Source organism: Fodinicola feengrottensis, assembly GCF_039530045.1.
Lineage (GTDB): Bacteria > Actinomycetota > Actinomycetes > Mycobacteriales > HKI-0501 > Fodinicola > Fodinicola feengrottensis.
This window is the reverse complement of record NZ_BAAANY010000005.1, coordinates 195,937-217,603: the sequence shown is the minus strand read 5'-3', so window position 1 is coordinate 217,603 and position 21,667 is coordinate 195,937. Positions and strand designations below refer to the sequence as shown.

Here is a 21,667-nt window from a genome sequence, read left to right as displayed (position 1 = left end):
ATGGAACTGAATCTGGATGGAAAGAACGCCGTCGTCACCGGCGGCACCCGGGGCATCGGCCGGGCAGTCAGCCTGGAGCTGGCCCGGGCCGGCTGCAATGTCGTTGCCTGCTACCGAAGCAACGTTGAGGCGGCCGCGCAGCTGGAGAAGGACCTGGCCGAAACTCCAGGAAAGCACAGTGTGATCCAGGCCGATGTGGCGGTGCCGGCGGACGTGGACCGATTGGTCGACGAATGCCGTACCCGACTGGGATCGCTGGACGTGCTGGTGCATAACGCCGGCTCGATCAGCCACATTCCGTTGGCGAAACTGGGCATCGAGCAGTGGCGGAACGTGCTGGACAGCAACCTGACCGCGATGTATCTGTTGGTCAGCCGGTCGCTGGACCTCTTTTCGGACCAGGCCTCGGTGATTGGCGTCGGCTCGAAGGTCGCCTTGGTTGGCGTACCGTTGCGCGGCCATTACACCGCGGCGAAAGCCGGCATGATCGGGCTGACCCGGTCGCTGTGCAAGGAACTCGGTCCCAAGGGCATCCGGGTGAACCTGGTGGCGCCCGGCATTATCGACACCGACCAGGCCGCCGGACTTTCCCCGGAAATGCGCGAACGTTATCGCTCCATGACCTCGGTCGGCCGGCTCGGCGAACCGGACGACATTGCCGGCGCGGTGGTCTTCCTCGCCAGCGACATGTCGCGGTTCATCACCGGCGAGACCATCAACGTCGACGGAGGCATGTGAGATGGCCGTTTTCCGGATCATGCTGCGGATGCAGATCAAGGCCGGGATGGGACCGGAGTTCGAGAAGGCGTGGTATTCGATTGGCGACGTGATCTCCGGGCACCCGGCCAACCTCGGTCAGTGGCTGCTTCGCAGTGGAGATGAGGAAAACCTCTACTACATCATGAGCGACTGGGTCGACGAGCCGGAGTTCCGCGAATTCGAGAAGAGCGCGCAGCACCTGGAACACCGGCAGAAACTGCACCCGTACCGCGAACAGGGCAGCATGGCGACCATGCACGTCGTCTATGACATGCTGAAAATCCGGAGCGGCGCGCGATGATCGGCCGGGTCCGTGTGGTCGTCTATTATGCCGCTCCCGAGGAGACGTTGGTCGACGCGTACGAACGGGTCAACAAGGAGATGGCTGGCACCGCTGGCCTGGTCGGCGCGGAGCTGTTGAAGTCCACTTTGGACACCGACCGGTTCGCCGTGCTGAGCGAGTGGACAGACCTGCCGTCTTTCCAGCAGTGGGAGGAGGGCGCGCGGCACCGAAACCAGACGTCCGAGCTGCGGCCGTACGAGGACGGGACGAACGGCCGTCCGTACGGGATTTATCAGGTCATCGGGCAGTTGTGACCTCTCGGCGGGTAGCGGTGGCGGTCGGCCGGTTGGTCCTGCGCGGTCTGCAGGACCTCGGCCGCTGCCACGCGATGGCCGACTGGGCGGTGTTCGCGGAGCAGATTCCGGTGGACCAGCACGAAAAAGCGCTGAGTGAGGAGAAAACGGATGTCCGGAATCACGGGTTGGGTGGATTTCGAGCGTGACCTGCACCGGGACGGCGCCACGGTCCGCGCGATGACCGCCACGCTGGCCGGCCGCGGCCCGGACGCCGAGGAGCTGTGGCTCAGCTCGAGGGCGATCCTTGGCCACCGCCGGCTCGCGGTCGTCGATCGTGAGGGTGGCCGGCAGCCCAAGGTTGCCGAGGAAGACGGAAAGCTGCTCGCCGTCGTCGTTTTCAACGGCGAGATCTACAACGCTGATGAGCTGCGTGGTCAACTTGTCTCGCACGGCCATCGGTTCCGCACCCGCAGCGACACCGAAGTGGTCCTGCGTGCGTATCTTCAGTGGGGCGCTGAAGCACCCCGACGGTTCAACGGCATGTTCGCCTTCGGAATTTGGGACGTACGCAAGGAAGAGCTGCTGCTCGCCCGTGACCACATTGGCGCCAAGCCGCTCATCTACTACCCGACGCCTACCGGGGTGCTTTTCGGTTCCGAGCCCAAGGCGATCCTCGCGCACCCGTCGGTGCCCGCAGTGGTGGACTTCGACGGACTTCGTGAAGTCCTGTCGCAGTCCGGCACCCCTGGCGAGGTGGCTTTCCGCGGCATGAAAGAGGTTCGCGCCGGGCACCTGGTTCGCATCCGCCGGCAGGGACTGACCGTCGAGAAGTTTTGGGGCCTGGAGGCGTACGAGCACACCGACGACCTCAAAACCACCATTGGCACGGTTCGCGAGTTGCTGGAGGAATCGGCCGCGCTGCACCTGATGGCGGATGTGCCCATTTGCTCGCTGATCTCCGGTGGCCTGGATTCCAGTGGCCTCACCGCGCTGGTCGCGAAGGTGCTGAAGGCGCGGGGCGCCGGCCCGGTGCGTACGTTCACCGTCGACTATCGGGGCCTGGCGGAGAACTTCCAGCCGGACGAGGTGCGTACGACCCTGGATGCGCCCTATGTGGCCGATCTGGTCCAGCATCTCGGCGCCGAGCACACGAATGTCATGGTCAGCACCGAAGATCTGCTCGACCCGGTGATGCGGGCCGCCACCATCCGGGCCCGGGACGTGCCGAGCCCGCTCGGCGACATGCAGACCGGGCTGTACCTGCTCTATCGGGAGGCCGCGATCCATTCCCGAGTGGCCCTCACCGGTCAGCTCGCCGACTCGCTTTTCGGTGGCCTCAAATGGTTGCAGGACCCGCAGTTCGCCAACGCCGACACCTTCCCCTGGGTGGCGTTGGCCCAGAAGCGTGCCTGCGCCGACGGCATCGGCAACGGCCTGCTGCATCCGGCGCTGCGGGCTCGGCTGGACATTCCCGGCTACTGCACCGAAAGATTCCACCAGGCACTCACCGAGGTGCCGACCATCGCCGGTGAGGACAAGCTGAACCGGCGGATGCGCGAAATGACGTACATGCAGCTGACCCGCTATCCGGAAACGCTCATCAAGAACGACGAGCGGTTGAGCGGCCAGGTCGGCCTGGAGGCCCGTTTCCCGTACTGCGACCCGCGTTTGCTGCAGTATGCCTTCAACACCCCGTGGGATATGCAGATTTTCGACGGCCGGGAGAAGAGCGTGCTGCGAGCCGCCGTCGCTGACCTGCTGCCCAAGTCTGTGGTGGAACGGAAAAAGAGTCCGTTCCCGGTCAGCGTCGATCCCACGTACGCGAAGGTCCTGCGCTCCGAGCTGACCGAACTTCTCGATGATCCTGGGGCGCCCGCCGCCGCACTCATCGACCGTGAAGGCGCCCGCGCGGTCCTCGACGACCCGGAAAGCCTCGCCAATGGCTGGCGAAGCCGCGCTAACGTGGAAATGCTGGTCCAGGTCAACACCTGGCTCCGCGACTACGGCATCCGCCTCGACATCTGATCTCCTTCCGGGTTCACCGGGCTCTCACGCGAGCTCACTCCGATCGCGGATCGTCTTTCCGGTGCGTCGGAAATCGGTGAGGTCGCCGCCTGCGAGGAGGTCGTCGACGTCCTCGGAGGTCACCGGTAGGCCGGGAGCGAACTGCCGGGGGCGGCTGCGCCGGCGGTCGGTGCGTACGGCGGTCGGCGGCGATAGCGATATCGCGCCCAGATCGTCGATCGCCAGTCGAAATATCGGCGCCCAGTGGCAGAATGCGATATGAAGTCTCCATGACTTCTCTCGACCCGAAAAGCCTGCCCCTCTCGCGCTATCTTCCGCGGCGGGCCGTGCGCCTGCCCACAACCGAAAAACGGCACGCCGCGATTCCGTGCGTGGACATTCACAACCACCTTGGTAAATGGTTGACCGGCGATGGCACCTGGATGACTCCAGATGTCGCAGAGCTCATCCGCATCATGGATCGCTGCCAGGTCGACCACATTGTCAATCTCGACGGCCGGTGGGGCACCGAACTTCAGGAAAACCTGGAAAGGTACGACCTCGCACACCCTGGCCGATTCTCCACTTTCTGCCATGTCGACTTCCGGGTCCTGGCCGAAAGGGGCAACGCGACGCAGACTCTGGTCGACCAGCTCCACGAAGCGGCCAAGGTCGGCGCTCGCGGGCTCAAAGTCTGGAAGAATCTCGGCCTGGAATTTCGCGACCAACGCGGTGAGCTCGTCCTGCCCGATGACGATCGGGTGGCGCCGGTCTTTGACGCGGCAGCGGAGCTGGACCTCCCGGTTCTTATCCATACCGCCGATCCCGTCGCGTTTTTCGAGCCGATAGACCAGCACAACGAGCGCATCGAGGACCTCGCCACGAACCCGGACTGGTGGTTCGGCAAGCCCGGGCTGCCGACCTTCGATCGCCTGATCGACGCGCTGGAAGCGGTGGTGGCCGGCCATCCGAGGACGACTTTTATCGCGGCACACGTGGGATGCGCGGCGGAGGATTTGCGGCGGGTCTCGCGAATGCTGACCGCGTACGAAAACCTGCACGTCGATCTCGGTGGCCGGATGCCCGAGCTCGGCCGGCAGCCACGAGCCGCCCGCCGGCTGATCGTGGACCATCCACGGCAGGTGCTCTTCGGCACCGACCTCTATCCAGTGGTAGAGCAGGAATATCATCGCTGGTTCCGGTTCGTCGAGACCGACGACGAGTGTTTTGGGTATGCACCGGACGACGAGATCCCGCCGATGGGCCGTTGGGATATCAGTGCCCTGGACATCCCAGCCTCCCATCTTGCCGCCCTGTATGCCGGAAACGCTCGACGAATTCTGCGTCTTCCCGTCAGCTGAAGGAAAACCACGGGCGAGGCGAGAGTGGCTGGCGAGCCCACTCGGGAAGCAGGGTCCCGTGAGCGGCGACGAGGTCGTCGCACAGGTTCCAGATCTGGTCCACGGTCAGGCTGGCGGCGGTGTTGGGGTCGACCATCGCGGCCTGCCGGATCATGCGCGGGTCCTGGGTGAGTGCCGCTTGGACAGTCAGCTCTCCCACACTGAGAAAGGCGCGGTTCAGCGCGGCGCACTGGACGGGGAGATCGCCAACGTGCCAAGGATGGACGCCACCGCGGTCGACGGTCGCCGGCACCTCGACGGCCGCGCCAGCCGGGAGATTGGTGATGAGGCCGGTGTTGGCCACGTTCACCTGAATCTGGCGCGGGGTGCCGGTGACGATGCTGTGGATGACCTGCGGAGCGTATTCCGTCGCCTCGCTCTCGATGTCGACCTTTCCGCCTGCCGCCACAATGTCCCTCGTACGCTCAAAAGTCGCGACGTTCTCCTCGCTTATCTTTATGTACGTATCGATCGGGATGCGTAGCCGAGCGATTTCGCTGGTATTCTTCAGATACCACGGCACGTACTCACTCGAGTGCTCGCTGGTCTCGGTCGGGTAGTAGCCCAACCGGCGATACATGTCCACCCGTACGCGCCGCCGCAGCTCTGGATCGGCGGCGATCCGGGTGTTCAGCAGTGGGTAGAGATCCTCCCCATCCCGCTCGAGTGTGAGCAGCCACGCCTGGTGATTGACACCCGCGGAGTGGAACGTGACTTCCTCGTGCGGGATGCCCATGACCTCGCTCAACCCCACGACTGTCCAGTAGACCGAGTGGCACAGTCCGTACGCGCGCAGTTTCGGGGCGATCCGGGACAGATACCAGATGTTCATCGCCATCGGATTGGTGTAGTTCAGCAGAATCGCGTCCGGGCAGACTTCGGCCATGTCCGTGGCGAGGGCACTGAGCAGCGGGAAGGTTCGTAGCGCCCGGAAAATCGCGCCGATGCCGAGGGTGTCCGCGATGGTCTGTCGCAGTCCGTACGCGGCCGGAATGTCGAAATCCGTGCGAGTCGCGGCCAAACCGCCGACTTGGACGATGTTGATGACGAAGTCGGCGCCCTCCAGTGCGGCCCGGCGGTCCGCGGTGGCTACGATCGTAGGCGCGGCACCGAGTTGTTCGGCCACCGAGCGGGCCACTCCATCGGCGGTCCGCAGCCGGCTGTCGTCGATGTCATGGAGGCGCAGCTCGAGATTTTCCAGGTCTGGAAAGCGAAGAAGGTCGGCGACGAGGTCGCGGGTGAATTCGACGCTGCCGGCGCCGATAAAGCTGATGACGGTCACGACTGCTCGGTCCTTCCGGGGGGCGGGGATGCGAAGTCGAAATGGGTGATGAGGTCGAGCAACTCGGTGCCGATCCGCTCGATGCCCAGCGTGAGCATCGAGTCGCGCATGCCGGTGACGCTGACCGCGGTGTGTGGCGACAGTTCCCCGAAAACCATCGGAACGCGCGCCGCGACGCAGAGCAGCCCGAGCTCGCTTTCCTGGTCATCGACCGAGAAGCCGGTTTCCCGTACGGCATCCAAGGCATCGGACAATGCCCCGGCGGTGGTCGCGGTGTGGTGCGTACGCTGAACCAGCGGCCCGTGTTCGCTGACCCATTCGCCGACGGCCGCGCGGTCGGGGAGAATATGTGCCAGTAACGCCTTGCCCACGCCGGTGGCATGGGCAGGGTTTCGGCCGCCGATCACCGAAGTGATACGAACGCCGATATTCGCCTCCACTTTGTCGACATAGCTGATCTCACCGCCGGCGAGGCACGCCAGGTGGGTGGTCTGCTGGAATCGGTCGCGTACGGACAGAACCAGCGGGTGCAGCACCTGCCGCAGGTCGAATCCAGCGTGAAAGGTGAAGGCTGCCTCCAATGCGGCCGCGCCCAGCAAATAGACGCCGCCAGATTCCTGTTGGGTGGCGAAACCGCGGGCGCGCATCGAGGAAAGAATCCGATGCAGAGATGGCTTGGGCACGCCGAGGCCGGCCGACATCTGCTGCAGGGAAACGCCTGACGGGTGCCGGCCGAGGAAGGTCAGGACCTGCAGGGCGCGGTCGACTGCCTGGTGCGCCGGGACGGCTGGGGAACCCAGGGGTGTGCTCATCGAGTCACAATCACATTCCGCTCATAGAAACGCTAGTCCGCTGACAGGATCGATGCTACCTTGCCACCCATCGACTGGACGGAGGGATTTGATGCACGCCTTGGTCTTCACCGGCGCGGGGCGCGTCGAGTTGCAGAATGTGCCGCCTCCAGACGCGGCCGAAGACGAGACTGTAGTGACTGTCCGTGCCAGCGGAATCTGCGGAAGTGAACTGCATGGATTCCGTACGGTGGGCATGAGAGTGCCACCGCTCATCATGGGGCACGAGTTTGTCGGCACCACCGATGCCGGCGACCGAGTGGTGATCAACCCGCTGATTTCCTGCCAGAGCTGCGATTCCTGCCTGCGCGGCGAGCCTCAGGTGTGCCGGACCAGGGGATTGCTCGGGGTGAGTCGCCCGGGTGGTTTCGCGGAAACTGTCGCGGTCCCGACCGGAGCGCTCTATCCCTTACCGCTGGGGGTTGGTTGGAGCGCGGCCACGTTGATCGAGCCGCTGGCCAACGCCGTACACGCCTGGTCAGCGCGCGGTGACGGGGATCGGGTCGGGGTGATTGGCGCCGGGGCGATCGGTTTGGTTTGTGCGCTGGTGGCCCGTTTCCACGGCGCCGAGGTGACCGTCAGCGAGACTTCCACGGACCGGAGAGAGGTGGCCGAGTCGCTCGGCCTGACTGTGACCACCGCACTTCCTGGTGAGTACGACACGGTTTTCGACGCCGTCGGCGCGCAGGTCACCAGGGTCAGTGCGATCGAGAGATGCCGCCCGGCTGGCACCGCGGTGTGGCTGGGCCTGGCCGCCGACGACGTGCAACTGGCCGGAAATCCGGTCGTCCGGCAGGAAAAGCGAATCGTCGGATCGTTTGCCTACACGCCAGCCGATTTCGCCGCCGCCGTCGATCTGGCGACCACTCTGGACCTGTCGTGGACCACCGACGTGCCGCTGTCCGAGGCGGACGCCGCGTTTTACTCGCTGGCAAACGGAAACACCGCGATCGCGAAGGCGGTCATCGTGCCCGACTCGGTGGTGGGCACATGATGGGCCTCGCCGGTCGTGGCGTGCTGGTCAGCGGCGGCACCAGCGGGATTGGGTTGGCCGCGGCCCAGCGGTTCCTCGAAGAAGGCTGCCGGGTGTACATAACCGGGCACGAGCCGGACGCACTGGCCGCAGCGCTGGAAAAACTCGGCAAACGAGGGGAGATTTCCGGTCAGGTGTGCGATGTCAGCGACCACCAGCAGGCGATCGCCGCGGTGGAGGCCGCGGACGCGGCCGTCGGTGCGCTCACGGTGGTCGCCAACAATGCCGGTATTTCCTGGCGAGAGCCATTTCTGCAGCTGGAAGTCGCGCACTGGGACCGGATCATGGCTGTCAACCTGCGAGGAATGTTTTCGGTGGCGCAGGCCGCCGCGCAATTGCTCGTACGCGCCGGACGCGCCGGTTCCATCATCAACATGGCGTCCACCAACGCGCTTGGCGGTGAGGAGGACTACGCGCATTACAACTCCTCGAAAGGCGGAGTCCTTCAACTCACCCGCAGCATGGCCGTGGAACTCGGCCCGTACGGCATCCGGGTCAACGCGATCTGTCCCGGATATATCGACACTCCACTGAACCAGACGATCGCCGGCGGGCTACCGGGCGACTTCGCCCAGCGGTATGCGAACGAACGGATTCCGTTGCGCAGGGTGGGCAATCCCGAGGATGTCGCCGCCGCATATGCATTCTTGGCCAGCGACGACGCGGCTTTCGTGCATGGCGCCGTGCTCGCGGTCGACGGCGGTCAGGTAGCGGTGATGTGATGCTGGTGCAGGACGTGCGGGGGCCAGTGTGCGATTTGGGGGAAGGTCCGTGGTGGGACGCGCGAACGCACCGCCTTGTCTGGGTCGACCTGCTCGCGGGTTTTGTTCACATGCTTGACCCGGGCACCGAGGGCTGCCGGACGGTGGTCGTGGGCCAGCCGGTCAGCGCGGTCGTACGCGCCGGCGAAAACTGGCTGCTGACTGTCGAAACCGGCTTCGAACTGCGCGATCCGGAATGGAAAACCCTGTCGTCGTACGAGATTTTCCGGAAGCCCACGAAAGTCCGGATGAACGACGCCGGCTGCGATCCGGCCGGTCGACTTTACGCCGGCTCGTTGGCGTACGACGACAGGGAAGGCCTGGGCTGCCTCTACCGACTCGACCAGGACGGCGGTTGCCATGAACTGGTGACCGGGTTGGGCATTTCCAACGGTCTGGCGTGGTCGCCCGACCACCGGACGATGTACCACGTGGATTCCGCGGCCCGGGTGATTTATGCCCGTGAGTACGACGAAACCACTGGCTCACTCGGGGCGGCGCCAGTCTTTTATACCCACACCGACGACGACGCGATGCCGGACGGGATCGCGGTCGACGCGCAGGGCGGCCTGTGGGTGGCGCTCTGGGACGGCGGCCGGGTGATCCGACTGGACGCCACCGGCCACGTCACCGCGCAGGTTTCGGTGCCAGCGCTGCGGGTCACGAGTGTCGCGTTCGGCGATGAGGACCTGCGTACGCTCTATTTGACGACGGCTCGTACAGGCCTGAACGAGGCGACCCTAAAAGCCTATCCAGGCAGCGGTCGCGTGCATTTCTTCCATACCGACGTCCCCGGCCTGTCAGTTGCCGGCGCGGCGCTGTTTTCCCTTCCTGACTCGTCCCCAGCGAGTCCGCACGGATGTCCAAGGAGGGCAACGTGACGTTGACGAACCGCCGTCTTGTCGCTGTTTTCACCGCTGCCGCACTGGCTGTCGGGGTCGCCGGCTGTGCTGGCTCCGGCCAAGGAGCCAGTGGGCCGCTTGACCCAGCCGCCAAAGTCACCCTGACGTGGTGGACCGGGCAAGCCTCGGACGCGGAGAAAACCCTGGAAGGGTTGGCCGCGGACTTCCACAAGCTGCACCCCAATGTCACGATCAACATCTCCGCCGGCGCGTCCACCACCGATGACCTGCTGCAGAAACTCTCGGCTGGTTTCGCCAGCAACCAATATCCGGATGTCTCGTACGCTTACGGCAGTTGGGCCAGCGAGTTGGCCTCCTCTGGCCGTACTTTGGACATCAGCCAGCAGATCAGCGATCCGGCCGTGCGCTGGTCGGAGCTGCCACCGGCCGGTCGGGCGACCGCGGCCGCCAGCGGCAAGGTCATTGGTTTCCCAGCGATCGTGGACAACCTGACCTTGCTCTACAACAAAACGGTGTTCGACAAGGCCCACGTGGCGTACCCGACGAACAGCTGGACCTGGGACGACTTTCGCCGTGCGGCGAAACAACTCGCCAATCCGGCCACCACCACGTACGGCTTCGGCTATCCGGTCGACGGCAGTGAGGACACCACCTGGCATCTCTGGCCGCTGCTGTGGCAACTCGGTGGGAACGTGATCAGCGCGGATGGCAGGAAATCCGCTTTCGACAGTCCCGCGGGCGTACGAGCATTGGACTTCCTGCGATCGATGGCCGTCGACGACAAGAGCGTCTATCTCGACCAGACCAGCGAAAAGTACGGTCCGCTGTTCGCCTCCGGGCGGATCGGGATGATCATCTCAGGGCCGTGGATGCTGCACGATCTGTCTCAGGCGGGTACAAAGTACGGCGTGACCTATCTGCCGGCATTTAACGGCGTGCATACCACTGTCGCCGGCCCCGATTTATGGGTGCTGCTGAACCATCAGGACGCGAGCCGCGCCTACTGGTCGTACCAGCTGACAAAGTGGCTTACTGATCCGACCCAGGACGCCCGTTGGAACCTCGCCCAGGAGAACCTGCCACTGCGCGCCTCGGAACAGTCTTCCGCCGCATACCAGGAACTTCGGAAAAACTATCCGGGGATCGACGTGATGGTCGCGAACTTCGCGAACGCCACCAAACCGCGTCCGACGGTGACTGGGTATGTCGGGCTGTCCCAGGCAGTGGGCACCGCGATTTCCCAGGTCATGCAGGGAGCGTCGACGCCAAAGAACGCCTTGGCCGCGGCCGCGACCAAGGCCGACCAGGCATTGGCGGGGGACTGATGGCGATCCTCGCCCGGCCAGTGCCGTCCAGCGTTTCGGCGCCCTCCAGGGCAAGCCGACGGCCACGGCGGGCCGTCGGCCGGCTGGGCGTGGGCCTGTCCTTCACTGGTCCGGGGACCTTGATCGTGGTCGGTCTCTCGATTTTCCCGGCGATCTGGGCATTTTTTCTCTCGCGGGAGAAATGGAACGGCTTCACGCCGGCCACCGACATTGGCTGGCTGAACTACCAGCGGATGGCCAGCGATCCGGACCTCGCGGCGGCGGTCGACCACACGCTGCTTTTCACCGCGCTTTTCGTACCGGCCTCGATTCTGCTCGGCTTGCTGCTGGCGGTGGCGTTGAACCGGCCGATCAGGTTCGTGGGCTTTTATCGTACGTGCATTTTCGTGCCGTTCGTGGCATCGGCGGTCGCCACCGGGATCCTCGGGAACTATGTCTTCAACCCGCAGTTCGGGGTGGCCAACAACATTCTGCGAGTGCTCGGGCTGCCGGCCCAGGGACTGTTGGAAAGCCAGCAGCAGGCGATGATCGTCATCGCGGTGATGGCGCTGTGGCAGCAGCTCGGCTTCACGGTTGTCGTCTACCTCGCGGCTTTACAGGACATGCCGGCCGATCTGGTGGAGGCGGCCAGAGTGGACGGCGCCTCCGCGCCGCGGATCTTTCGCCACATCGTGCTGCCGCAGCTGGCGCCGGTGACGGTTTTCACCACCATCTGGCAAACCATCACCGCGCTGCAACTCTTCGACCTCGTCTTCGTCACCACCAAGGGCGGGCCGCTGGGATCCACCGAGACGGTCGTCTACTACCTTTGGGACCAGGCATTTCGGGGGCTGCGTTTCGGCTACGGATCGGCGGTCGCGTACGGCCTCTTCGCGGTCACCATGCTGATCACCATCGGCATGGTCGTCTATTCCCGCCGGGCCAAAGTCGAGGCGTTCTGATGACCGCCCCCGCCACCAAACGCCGGCGCTTGAACCCCTGGCACCTCTTGCTTGCCCCCACCGCGTTGATTTTCCTTTTCCCGCTCGTCCAGTTGGTGATGACCTCGGTGGAACCGGAGGCGGACATCAACCGCTTCCCGCCGCGGTTCTGGCCGTCCCGGATCACGTTCGACGGCTATGTGGAGCTTTTCCAGCAGTCGGGGATCATTCGCTGGTTCCTCAACACCGTCATCGTGTCCGGCACGTCGGTGCTCGCGCATCTGGTGCTGTGTTCGCTGGCCGGCTATGGCTTCGCGCGGCTGAAGTTTCCCGGCCGGAACCTGGGTTTCCTGATGATCGTGGCCACCATCATGATCCCGACCCAGCTGCTGATGATCCCGACGTACGTGATGTTCAGCCGGCTCGGGATTATCAACACGCTTGCCTCCGCGATCGTTCCATGGCTGGCGAGCGCCTTCGGGATCTTCCTGATGCGGCAGTTTTTCCTTTCCCTGCCGGTGGAGTTGGAAGAAGCCGCCAGGCTGGATGGCTGCTCGCCCTACGGGACCTTCTGGCGGGTGATCCTGCCGCTGGCCCGGCCGGCGTTGGCGACTCTCGCGATCTTCACCTTGATCGGATCCTGGAACGACCTCATCTGGCCACTCATCGCGATTAACGACTCGCACAACTACACGTTGCAGTTGGGTCTTTCAGACTTCCTCGGCACCCGGCGGACCCGCTGGTCCCTGCTGATGGCCGGGAACGTGGTGGCCACCGCGCCGCTGATCCTCTTCTTCATGGTCGCCCAGAAACAGTTCGTCGCGACCATGACCTTTTCCGGCCTCAAAGGCTGATCGTACGACAAAAGAAGGGAGGTCCGCGCTTTCGTTTGTCCCGCCCCACAGAGAAACAAAGGGAGATGCCATGCGAGTCCTCGGCTGCCCAGACGCCCGCCCGGCCCGCCGGACGTTCCGTCTTTTACTCGCAGCCACTACCGTCGGCCTTCTCGGCCTTTCGCTGGTTGTCGCGGCCAGCCCCGCAGCTGCCGCAGTAACCCTGCCGCCCGCTCATGGTCAGTTCGACTACCAAATCGGCGGCGCGTATCCCCCGGCGGCATCGGTCGCCATCGTCGACCGCGACCGGACGTCCACCCCGGTCGCGGGCAAGTACAACATTTGCTACATCAACGCATTGCAGACTCAACCAGACGGTGACAATCCGCCGGCCGAGCCTGACTACGGCACAGTTTCCTGGTGGGTCAAATACCACAACGACCTGGTGTTGAAGGACAGCAAGGGAAAGCCGGTGATTGACACCGACTGGAAAGAGGCGTTGCTGGATGTTTCGACGGACGCCAAACGCCAGTCGATCCTCACCATCGAAGAGGGCTGGATCGATGGCTGCCAGACCTCCGGCTTCCAGGCAATCGAACCGGACAACCTCGACTCGTACAGCAGGTCAGGTGGCCGGCTCACTTTCGCTCAGGACAAGGCATTCATGGTGCTGTTCGTGCCGTACGCGCACACCAAGGGACTGGCGGTGGCGCAGAAGAACACCAACAGCGAGTTCGGCACCACCGGTAAGACCGAGGTCGGCTTCAACTTCGCGATCGCCGAGGAATGCGGCTTCTACGACGAATGCGGTGACTATGCCGCCGCGTACGGGAACAACTACATCGAGATCGAATACACCGACGAGAGCGCCAAGAAGTTCAAGGCCGCCTGCACGGACCATGGCGCGACCGTGTCGATCATCCGACGCGATCGCAACGTCGTTCCCAAGGGCGATCCTGCCTATCATTACGAGCTCTGTCCCTAAATAAATGAGGATCGCTGCGCGCCGGGCCGCTGCCCGGCGCGCAGCCGGGATCGTGAATCATGGATTGATGGACCAGTTGCCGGTCGAGCTTGTCGGTAGCTAACGCCGAGACCTCGATCCCGCCGCTGAGATCATACAACCGGCGCCTTTGTCTCGGCGAGCCTTTCCAACAGGACAGCGGCTTCCACCGGCGGGTCGTGCCGGGCGAAGTCGGTTTGGACGCGAACGGCCGCGCGCTGGTAGGACGGGTTGCTCAGGACTGCCCGTACGGCATCACGGATCTTTCCCACCGTGGGCCGATCGGTCTTCAGGTCGATCCCCACACCGGTGTGCGCGATCCGGGCGCAGACCGCTGGCTTGTCCTCCGTACGGCCACCGCCGATCAGCGGCAGACCGTGCGTCAGCGCGGCCAGGATGCCGCCGATGCCACCGTTGGTGACCATCACGTCGACGTACGGCAGCAGCAACGCATACGGGATGGACTTGGCCAGCCGTACGTTCGCCGGCAGCGGCCCGAGATCGGCCGGATTCGCGGCGGTGGCAACGACAAGGACATCGTCGTCAGCGAGTGCGTCGAGGGTGGGGCGCAGCAGGCTGGTCGGATCGGTTGCCACCGTGCCCTGGGTGACGTGCACGACCGGCCGGTCGGCGCTGACCACGTCCTGCCACCACGGCGGCAGTTCGAAAACATCGGGCCCAGGCGGCAGAAGTGGGCCGACATGGTGTACCTGCGCCGGAAGTTCTGGGCGGGGGTAGTCGAAAGCCAGGGTTCCGGTCTGTAGCTGAAGAAATGGCGAGATGGTGGCGGCGAAGCCGGTCTCGCCAGTTGGCTGTGGACCGAGGCCGAACCTGGCCCGCAGTTCGTCCAGGGCCTCGGTCAACTGAGACATGTGGACATTGGCTGCTTCCCAGTTCATCCGCCGATAGCGGTCCTGCACCCCGGGATCGTCGGAATAGGGCAGAACTTCCGGTGGATCGGCGAAAACCGCGGGCGACACGAGCGGCGGGATAGCGGAGGTGGGCAGGCTTGGCAGCGGGCTGACGCCCAGTCGTGCCCACGGGGGGCCGCCCAACTCGTGCAGCAGCCGCGGGCCTAGGCCCGCAGTCGACTCGTTGATGACCACATCCGCGTCGAAGTCGGACAGGATTTCGGTGTAGTCACGCAACTGTCCGGGGGCGGGCTCGACAAACAGCCGGCGCAACGCACCCACGACAGCTTCCCAGCTGCGGCTTTGTTTGGGTCGCGGGGTGAGGTCCTGGAATCGGGGCGCGTGTTTCATCGGGACGAAAGAGGCACCCGTTTGACTTACTTTGTCGGCGAAGTCAGGCCCAGTGTGCCACCGGACCTGGTGGCCGCGGGCGGCGAGCGCGGTAGCGATCGGGAGCGCTGGATAGATGTGTCCGGTCTCGGGCATCGTGCTGATCAGGAATTTGGCCATCTCACCCTCATCTTTGGAGCCGTGTGCCGCACCCGAATGGTCCCGGTCCACCGAGACGTACGAGCAGGCCGACCCCGCTCGGTCCACCCGGTCATAGCGATCGCTGGTAGGCGCGGAAAGACTGGACCGTGACGGCCGCGCAAACGACGGCGAGCACGCACAACCAGCCCAGCCGACTGAAAACCAGGCCCCAGTCAGCGTTCGCGGCCAGCGCCGTACGGCCAGCCTGCACCGCCCAGTCGATCGGGTTGAACCGGGCGACCGAAGTGATCCAACCGGCCGCGAGCCGCTGAACCATGAACGCCGAGCTCATAAACACCAGCGGCAGCAGGATAAACTGGATGGTCGCGGTGAGCGACTGCGGTCGCCGGATCACCAGCGCGAATGCCATCGACAGCGATCCGATCGAGAGCACAATAAGGGTGGCCGCCACCAACATCACCAGTACGCCGGGAAAACCGCCGGGCAGATGAGCGCCGACGGCGACGGCCAACACCAGGACGACCATTGCCTGCACCATGACGGTGATCACCTGGTGGCCCAGGTGACCGGCGATCAGCGCGGCCCGCGAGACCGGAGAGATCAGAAATCGGTCCAGCACACCATGATCCAGCTCAAATAGCATGTCGCCGCCGCTCCAGGCACCGCGGGTGAGGGCCATCATCACCAGCACGCCCGGGGTCAGGTAGTCGAGGTAAGAGGTGGCGCCAAAACCCCCGAGTTCGGTCACCCGGCCGAAAAGCTGGCCAAAGATCAGCAGCCAGATTGCCGGCTGCACCAGCCCGATGGCGAGAAAAAGCGGCTGGCGCAGGGTGGACCTCAGCAACCTGGTCGTCATGAACCACGACTGGGTGAGCGTGGCGGTCATCGAGTCGTCTCCTCTTCCAGCTCGCTCAGCGAGCGGCTCGCGTAATGCAGGTAAACATCGTGAAGGGACGGTCGCGCGACGGTGACCGAGACGGCGTTGACACCGTCCGCGGCCAGCGCCGCGAGCACCAGCGGGACGGCCGCGGCCGCGTCGTCGACACGCGCTCGTACGGCACAGCCTTCGATGGTGACCTCGCGGATCGCTTCGAGTCCAGCCAGCGCGCGGTGGGCGGCTGGTACGGCCCGCGGCTCGATCAGGTCCACCTGCACCGCGTCGCCTTTGAGGTCGTCTTTTAGTTGGCTGGGACTGCCTTTCGCGACGACGCGTCCGTGGTCCAGGATCACCACCCGATCGGCGAGCCGGTCCGCCTCCTCGAGGTGGTGCGTGGTGAGCAGGACGGTAAGCCGTTCAATGGCCGCCAAAGCGGCGATCTGCTGCCAGATTTCGGCCCGGATCTCCGGATCCAGCCCGGTGGTCGGCTCGTCCAGGAAAAGTACCTGTGGCCGATGGATAAGGCTCATCGCGATGTCGAGTTTGCGTTTCGTACCACCGGAATAGTTGCCGGCGACCCGGCTCGCCGCGGCGGTCAGGTCGACCTGCTCGACCAGCTCGTCGACCCGGCGGGCGAGTTTTCGGCCGGACATGCCGTGTAACCGGCCCTGCAGCGTGAGGTTCTCCCGACCGGTCGCGCTGCTGTCCACCCCGGACCGTTGCGCTACACAGCCAATCATTCGACGGACTTGCTGGGGGTCGCGTACCACGTCGATGCCACCAATGTGGGCCGATCCGGTGTCCGGCCGGGCCAGCGTGGTGAGGATCTTCATCGCCGTCGACTTGCCCGCGCCGTTCGGCCCGAGAATGCTGAAAACACTGCCGGCCGGGACGGCGAAACTGACGCCGGCGAGCGCCCGTACGTCTCCTGGATAGGTCTTGGCGAGGTCTCGGACCTCAATGGTCGCTGATGGCAACGTCATCCTCCTGCCGCGGGCGGTCCCGGACACAGTCACAGAAATCGGTGGAGAGGCCCTCAAGACAGGCTCGAGGGCATGCCCTCGAGCGCGAGCCCAGTGGTCTGCGAGTCCACGGCCACAGGATGTGCCGCAAAAGTCCGCCGCTGCGAGGAGAGGCGCTCGATGAAGCAGACAATCGCCGGAAAGACCGAGCTGATCAGGCTCGGCCTCGACCACTGCCGATCGAAGGTTTTGCTGAGTGCGGTCGAACTCGGTGTCTTCACCCATCTCGCTGCCGCGCCCGCCACCGAGACCGAGCTGCGTTCGGCACTGGACCTGCACCCGCGGGCCACCGCCGACTTCCTGGACGCGCTGGTGGCTATTGGCCTACTCAGCCGCGAGCAGGGTTTCTACCAGAACACCGCGATTTCGGACGCATACCTGGACGCCCGCAAGCCCGGCTATGTCGGCGGATTCCTGATCATGCACAACCTGCAGTACGGGAAATGGGCCCGGTTGACCGAACTGTTGCACGTCGGCTCGGTGACCCAGGACGTACGCGACGAACAGAAAATGCATGACGACATGCAGGCCGACCCGATGCGGATCCGGCGTTTCATGGCCGCGATGGACGGCATCAACCAGCTGGTTGGCCCGGCGCTGGCGGAAAAGTATGATTGGAGCCAGCTGCGGACGTTCGCCGACCTCGGCGGCGCTCGCGGCAACTTGTCCGCGGAATTGGTCAAGGCGCACCCGCATCTGGAGGCGACGGTCTTCGACCTGCCGGCCGTACGGGAAGTTTTCGACGAGCACATGGAAAAGCTGGACCTGGCCGGCAAGGTCACCTTCCAGGGCGGGGATTTCTTCACCGAGTCGCTGCCAACAGCCGACGCGTTGATCTTCGGTCACGTGTTGCACGACTGGAATCCCGGCCTGCGTAAGGATCTCGTCCGCAAGGCGTACGAAGCTCTGCCTTCAGGCGGATATCTGCTGGTCTATGACCCGATGATTGACGACGAGCGGCAGCGGAACGACTACAGCCTGATCACCAGCCTGCACATGATGCTGATCAGCCCCGGTGGCAGCGAATACACTGCGGCCGACTGCCGGTCGTTGATGATCGAGGCAGGTTTCGCCGAGACAGACACGATCCCGTTGACCGATGTGGACACGCTGGTCGTCGGGCGCAAGAGCTGAGATGACCGGCGGATTGCTCGCCCAGCTGCGGCGGGTCGGGATTTCCCGGGAGCTGGCGGTCTTCGTGGTGATTGGCGTGCTCAGCACGGCTGCCCACCTGGCCCTCTACGCGCTCCTGCGGTCGGTGTTGCCGGCCTTGGTGGCGAATGTGCCGGCGGTGTTGGCCGTGATGGTGGTCAACACCGCGGCGAACCGGCGATTTGCCTTCGGCTATCGAGGCTCCGAGCGAGCCGTCCGGCACCACCTCGAGGGTGGCATCACGTTCCTGTTGGGGCCGGCGACCAGCACTTTGGGTTTGTGGCTCCTGCAACTGCTCGCTCCACATGCGACAAGACTCGCCGAGTTGGCAGTCCTGGCCGCGTGTACGGCACTGTCCACACTCCTGCGCTTTCTGCTGCTCCGCGGCTGGGTTTTCCATCCCCGCCGCAACCTTTCCGTCCCTCCCACCACAGTCCGGGAGCCCGCGCGATGACCACCCACCTTTCCCCGCCGGCGACCACCGCCGAGAAAACCGCTCCTGCCGCGACCGGCGTTCGCGTTGGTTGGCTGCGGAGATTGCTGCTGGGCCGTCCGGCAGATCCGCGGTGGGCCCGACCGGCACTCTGGGCGATCCTGGTTCTCGCGGCCGCCCTCTACACGTGGGGCCTTGGCGCGAGCGGCGACGCGTACCAGTACTACTCGGCCGCGGTCCTGAGCGGAACGAAGAGCTGGAAGGCGTTCTTCTTTTCTTCGCTTGACCCGGCTTCCTTCATCAGCGTGGACAAGCCGCCGCTGGCGCTCTGGATTATCGGCCTGAGCGTACGGGTATTTGGCTTTAATACGTGGAGCCTGCTGTTGCCGCAGGCCGCCGAAGCGGTGGCCGCGGTCGCGGTTCTCTATGCGGCCGTACGCCGAACGGTTGGTCTTCCCGCCGCACTGATCGCCGCCCTTGTCCTGACCCTGACGCCGATCACGGTGGCGATCACCCGGGACGATACGCCCGATCCCTTGCTCGTCCTGCTCCTCGTGCTGGCCGGCTGGGCAGTCCTGGAGGCCACTCGCACCGGGAAGCTCACCTTATTGCTGGGATCGGCCGTGCTGGTTGGCCTTGGCTTCAACACCAAGATGCTGCAGGCATATCTCATTGTGCCTGCATTGGCCCTCACCTATCTGGTGGCAGCGCCCGGAAAGCTGGTCCGCCGGCTTGGTCACCTGGTCGCCGCCGGAGCGGTCCTCGCGGTAGCGAGTTTCTGGTGGACGCTGATCGTCGACTCGGTGCCGGCCAGTGCTCGGCCGTACATCGGTGGCAGCTCGAACAACACGGTCCTGGACAGTGCCATCGGGGCGAACGGCATTGGCCGGCTGGGAAATCCGGGTCCGGCGACGAATGGATGGGCGACCCGGGCCTGGGACGGATGTTCAACGAATTCATCGGCACCCAAATCTCGTGGCTGCTGCCGCTCGCAGTGCTGGTTTTGGTGGCGGCGCTGATCCTGCGCGGAGTACGGCCGCGGACCGACTTTCCCCGCGCGGTGCTGATTCTCTGGGGGTGCTGGCTGCTCACGCATGTCGCCGTGCTGAGTTCGACCAGCGGTGGACCGCATCCGTACTACACGGCGTCGATGGCTCCGGCGCTCGCGGCCCTGGTCGGGATCGGATGCGTGACACTTTTCCCCCTGCGATGGGCATTGCCGGTGATGGTGGCGGTTTCTGGGCTCTGGGGTTCGATCCTGTTGATCCGTACGAGCACCTTCTTGCCCTGGCTGGGATGGATCGTCCTCGCCGGCACCGTGGCCGCGGTCGTCGGTCTGCTCTTGCCGCGGTGGAAACCGGTCGCCGCCATCGTGGCCGCCATCGTCGTACTCGCCGGACCCGCTGTTTTCTCAGTCATCACACCGTTCCAGCGGATCATCTTCACCAACCCGCTCGCCGGTCCGGCGAGTACCTGGATGGGCGGACCCGGCGGAAAGGGTGGCTTCGGCGGTGATCCGAACGGCCCGTTTCAGGATCTGAGTAGTCCGACCGGAGATCCAGCCAGCTACCGCAAAATGCTCGACTATCTCCAGGCGCGGCAGGGCTCGGCCACCTGGCTGGTCGCCGTCCCCAGCTCCCAGTACGCCGCGCCGATCATTCTGCGAACCGGGCGGTCCGCGATGGCGATGGGTGGATTCATCGGCAGCGATCCGACGCTCACCCTTTCCCAGCTGCGGAAGTATGTACGGCAGGGTCAGGTCCGCTATTTCCTCGTCTATCCCGGCCAAGTTCCACCCCGGTTCGCTGACCCGGTGCTCGCCGGTTGGGTGACGGCGCACTGCCCGGTGGTCAAGCCGGCAGCGTTTGCGGCCGCTTTCACCCAGGACGCCCTCGTCCTGCACGACTGCGGTCCTGCGAAAGGGTCATCATGACGATTTCTCTGGAAGCTCCTACCAAGTCCGGCAACCAGCCGAAATTCGCCCGTGACGTGGTAGTCATCGGCGGCTGCGGGCACGTCGGGCTGCCATTGGCGATCGCGCTGGCCGATCGCGGGGCGAATGTGGGGATCTACGACGTGAACGCGAGGTCCGTACGCGACGTCAACGGCGGCCAGATGCCATTCGACGAGTCCGGCGCTCCCGATGTTTTGCGGCGAGTGCTGGCAGCGGATCGGTTGAAGGCATCGGTCGACCCGGCGATGATTTCCAGTGCGGAGCACGTTGTGGTGGTGATCGGTACGCCGGTCGACCGGCACCTGAATCCTGACCAGGCCGCGATTGGGGACGCGTTGGCCGCCTGCGCGGATCATTTCCGCGACGGGCAGCTGATCGTGCTGCGCAGCACGGTTTATCCAGGGGTCACGGCGAGCGTGGAGAAAATGGTCGCCGGACTCGGCATCGAACTGGACGTGGCTTTCTGCCCGGAGCGGATCGCCGAGGGGCGGGCGATGACCGAGCTGTTCGATCTGCCGCAGATCGTCTCCAGCCGGACCGCTCGCGGCGTGGAACGGGCCGGCCGGCTTTTCCGCCTGTTGACGGGCAGCGTGGTCGAGATGACGCCAGAGGAAGCCGAGCTGGCCAAACTTTTCACCAATGTCTGGCGATATGTCAAGTTCGCCACCGCGAACCAGCTTTACATGATGGCCAACGACCGTGGGCTGGACTTCGAACGGATCCGGGCTGGCCTGACCGCCGAGTACCCGCGGGCGGCGGACATGCCAGGGCCCGGTTTCGCGGCGGGGCCGTGTCTTTTCAAGGACACGATGCAGCTCGCCGCGTACAACAACAACAACAATTTCGCGCTCGGGCACACCGCGATGGCGATCAACGAGGGGTTGCCTCTCTATCTCGTCGACAGGGTCGAGCGTCGCTTCGATTTGTCGTCGATGACGGTCGGCATCCTGGGGATGGCGTTCAAGGGTCGATCGGATGACATCCGGTCGAGTTTGTCCTACAAGCTCAAGCGGATTCTGAAGTTCAAGGCCGCCCGGGTAATGTGCACCGACCCGTACGTCACGGTTGATCTTGACCTGCGCCCGCTGGACGAAGTGCTTGCCGCCGACCTGATTTTCGTGGCTGCTCCACATGAAGAATATCGCGGCCTGAGCATTGACAAGCCGGTTGTCGACGTGTGGAACATGATGGGCAACGGGGTCCGGGTGTGACC

23 protein-coding genes are annotated in these 21,667 nt (G+C 64.7%); 18 read left to right on the top strand and 5 right to left on the bottom strand.

What is annotated here, in order from left to right:
* The 6 genes from ABD301_RS07200 (at nucleotide 1) to ABD301_RS07175 (ending at nucleotide 4,703) form a co-directional block, all read left to right on the top strand.
* On the top strand, nucleotides 1-738 hold the full coding sequence (locus tag ABD301_RS07200) for an SDR family NAD(P)-dependent oxidoreductase (RefSeq protein ID WP_163566678.1): 738 nt from the start codon (nucleotides 1-3) through the stop codon (nucleotides 736-738).
* A 1-nt stretch (nucleotide 739) separates the two neighbouring features.
* Entirely contained in the window at nucleotides 740-1,060 is a 321-nt protein-coding gene (locus ABD301_RS07195) for an antibiotic biosynthesis monooxygenase family protein (RefSeq protein WP_163566679.1), read from the top strand.
* The gene (locus ABD301_RS07190) at nucleotides 1,057-1,356 is read left to right on the top strand and encodes an antibiotic biosynthesis monooxygenase family protein (RefSeq protein ID WP_344308290.1); all 300 of its coding nucleotides are present in this window, start codon (nucleotides 1,057-1,059) and stop codon (nucleotides 1,354-1,356) included. Before ABD301_RS07195 ends, ABD301_RS07190 begins: the two co-directional genes overlap by 4 nt.
* Nucleotides 1,353-1,544 carry a hypothetical protein gene (locus ABD301_RS07185; protein WP_344308288.1) on the top strand — a complete coding sequence of 64 codons (192 nt, stop codon included), beginning with the start codon at nucleotides 1,353-1,355 and terminating at the stop codon, nucleotides 1,542-1,544. Before ABD301_RS07190 ends, ABD301_RS07185 begins: the two co-directional genes overlap by 4 nt.
* Nucleotides 1,507-3,363: an asparagine synthase (glutamine-hydrolyzing) gene (asnB, locus tag ABD301_RS07180; protein WP_344308286.1), complete on the top strand. Its 1,857-nt coding sequence runs from the start codon at nucleotides 1,507-1,509 to the stop codon at nucleotides 3,361-3,363. Before ABD301_RS07185 ends, asnB begins: the two co-directional genes overlap by 38 nt.
* A 269-nt stretch (nucleotides 3,364-3,632) precedes the next feature.
* Nucleotides 3,633-4,703, top strand: coding sequence for an amidohydrolase family protein (locus ABD301_RS07175; protein WP_344308284.1), 1,071 nt, complete (start codon nucleotides 3,633-3,635; stop codon nucleotides 4,701-4,703).
* On the opposite strand, the gene melA is transcribed toward ABD301_RS07175, so the two are convergent.
* Both melA and ABD301_RS07165 read right to left on the bottom strand, forming a co-directional pair.
* Nucleotides 4,696-6,024: an alpha-glucosidase/alpha-galactosidase gene (gene melA, locus ABD301_RS07170; RefSeq protein ID WP_344308282.1), complete on the bottom strand. Its 1,329-nt coding sequence runs from the start codon at nucleotides 6,022-6,024 to the stop codon at nucleotides 4,696-4,698. The two genes, ABD301_RS07175 and melA, sit on opposite strands and share 8 nt — an antisense overlap.
* Entirely contained in the window at nucleotides 6,021-6,836 is an 816-nt protein-coding gene (locus ABD301_RS07165) for an IclR family transcriptional regulator (protein ID WP_344308280.1), read from the bottom strand. Before ABD301_RS07165 ends, melA begins: the two co-directional genes overlap by 4 nt.
* 91 nt (nucleotides 6,837-6,927) lie before the next feature.
* Here ABD301_RS07165 and ABD301_RS07160 point away from each other — a divergent pair, with 91 nt between their 5' ends.
* From ABD301_RS07160 to ABD301_RS07130, 7 genes are all read left to right on the top strand, one after another.
* Nucleotides 6,928-7,869, top strand: coding sequence for a zinc-dependent alcohol dehydrogenase (locus ABD301_RS07160; RefSeq protein WP_344308278.1), 942 nt, complete (start codon nucleotides 6,928-6,930; stop codon nucleotides 7,867-7,869).
* Nucleotides 7,866-8,630, top strand: coding sequence for an SDR family NAD(P)-dependent oxidoreductase (locus tag ABD301_RS07155; RefSeq protein WP_344308276.1), 765 nt, complete (start codon nucleotides 7,866-7,868; stop codon nucleotides 8,628-8,630). The genes ABD301_RS07160 and ABD301_RS07155 overlap by 4 nt, the downstream gene beginning before the upstream one ends.
* Nucleotides 8,630-9,550 carry an SMP-30/gluconolactonase/LRE family protein gene (locus ABD301_RS07150; RefSeq protein WP_344308274.1) on the top strand — a complete coding sequence of 307 codons (921 nt, stop codon included), beginning with the start codon at nucleotides 8,630-8,632 and terminating at the stop codon, nucleotides 9,548-9,550. Before ABD301_RS07155 ends, ABD301_RS07150 begins: the two co-directional genes overlap by 1 nt.
* Nucleotides 9,547-10,857: an ABC transporter substrate-binding protein gene (locus tag ABD301_RS07145; RefSeq protein WP_344308272.1), complete on the top strand. Its 1,311-nt coding sequence runs from the start codon at nucleotides 9,547-9,549 to the stop codon at nucleotides 10,855-10,857. The genes ABD301_RS07150 and ABD301_RS07145 overlap by 4 nt, the downstream gene beginning before the upstream one ends.
* Nucleotides 10,857-11,798: a carbohydrate ABC transporter permease gene (locus ABD301_RS07140; RefSeq protein WP_344308270.1), complete on the top strand. Its 942-nt coding sequence runs from the start codon at nucleotides 10,857-10,859 to the stop codon at nucleotides 11,796-11,798. Before ABD301_RS07145 ends, ABD301_RS07140 begins: the two co-directional genes overlap by 1 nt.
* Complete coding sequence (locus ABD301_RS07135; protein WP_163566686.1) at nucleotides 11,798-12,631, top strand: carbohydrate ABC transporter permease; 834 nt, start codon at nucleotides 11,798-11,800, stop codon at nucleotides 12,629-12,631. The genes ABD301_RS07140 and ABD301_RS07135 overlap by 1 nt, the downstream gene beginning before the upstream one ends.
* 70 nt (nucleotides 12,632-12,701) lie before the next feature.
* Nucleotides 12,702-13,595, top strand: coding sequence for an endo alpha-1,4 polygalactosaminidase (locus ABD301_RS07130; protein WP_163566687.1), 894 nt, complete (start codon nucleotides 12,702-12,704; stop codon nucleotides 13,593-13,595).
* A 131-nt stretch (nucleotides 13,596-13,726) separates the two neighbouring features.
* On the opposite strand, the gene ABD301_RS07125 is transcribed toward ABD301_RS07130, so the two are convergent.
* The 3 genes from ABD301_RS07125 to ABD301_RS07115 are packed head-to-tail and all read right to left on the bottom strand — an operon-like array spanning nucleotide 13,727 to nucleotide 16,870.
* Nucleotides 13,727-15,121 (bottom strand): glycosyltransferase, encoded by a 1,395-nt coding sequence (locus tag ABD301_RS07125; protein ID WP_344308267.1) that lies wholly within the window; start codon nucleotides 15,119-15,121, stop codon nucleotides 13,727-13,729.
* Nucleotides 15,122-15,125: 4 nt separating this feature from the next.
* A complete protein-coding gene (locus ABD301_RS07120) occupies nucleotides 15,126-15,902 on the bottom strand; it encodes an ABC transporter permease (RefSeq protein ID WP_344308265.1) in 777 nt (258 codons plus the stop codon).
* Complete coding sequence (locus tag ABD301_RS07115) at nucleotides 15,899-16,870, bottom strand: ABC transporter ATP-binding protein (RefSeq protein WP_344308263.1); 972 nt, start codon at nucleotides 16,868-16,870, stop codon at nucleotides 15,899-15,901. Before ABD301_RS07115 ends, ABD301_RS07120 begins: the two co-directional genes overlap by 4 nt.
* Nucleotides 16,871-17,035: 165 nt before the next feature.
* On the opposite strand from ABD301_RS07115, the gene ABD301_RS07110 reads away from it, so the two are divergent.
* The 5 genes from ABD301_RS07110 to ABD301_RS07090 are packed head-to-tail and all read left to right on the top strand — an operon-like array spanning nucleotide 17,036 to nucleotide 21,665.
* Nucleotides 17,036-18,049 (top strand): methyltransferase, encoded by a 1,014-nt coding sequence (locus ABD301_RS07110; protein WP_344308261.1) that lies wholly within the window; start codon nucleotides 17,036-17,038, stop codon nucleotides 18,047-18,049.
* Nucleotide 18,050: 1 nt separating this feature from the next.
* A complete protein-coding gene (locus tag ABD301_RS07105; RefSeq protein WP_163566693.1) occupies nucleotides 18,051-18,521 on the top strand; it encodes a GtrA family protein in 471 nt (156 codons plus the stop codon).
* Nucleotides 18,518-19,519, top strand: coding sequence for a glycosyltransferase family 39 protein (locus ABD301_RS07100; protein ID WP_344308258.1), 1,002 nt, complete (start codon nucleotides 18,518-18,520; stop codon nucleotides 19,517-19,519). The genes ABD301_RS07105 and ABD301_RS07100 overlap by 4 nt, the downstream gene beginning before the upstream one ends.
* Complete coding sequence (locus tag ABD301_RS07095; RefSeq protein ID WP_344308256.1) at nucleotides 19,444-20,433, top strand: mannosyltransferase YkcB-related protein; 990 nt, start codon at nucleotides 19,444-19,446, stop codon at nucleotides 20,431-20,433. The genes ABD301_RS07100 and ABD301_RS07095 overlap by 76 nt, the downstream gene beginning before the upstream one ends.
* The gene (locus ABD301_RS07090) at nucleotides 20,430-21,665 is read left to right on the top strand and encodes a nucleotide sugar dehydrogenase (protein ID WP_344308253.1); all 1,236 of its coding nucleotides are present in this window, start codon (nucleotides 20,430-20,432) and stop codon (nucleotides 21,663-21,665) included. The genes ABD301_RS07095 and ABD301_RS07090 overlap by 4 nt, the downstream gene beginning before the upstream one ends.
* The last annotated feature ends 2 nt before the right edge of the window (nucleotides 21,666-21,667 follow it).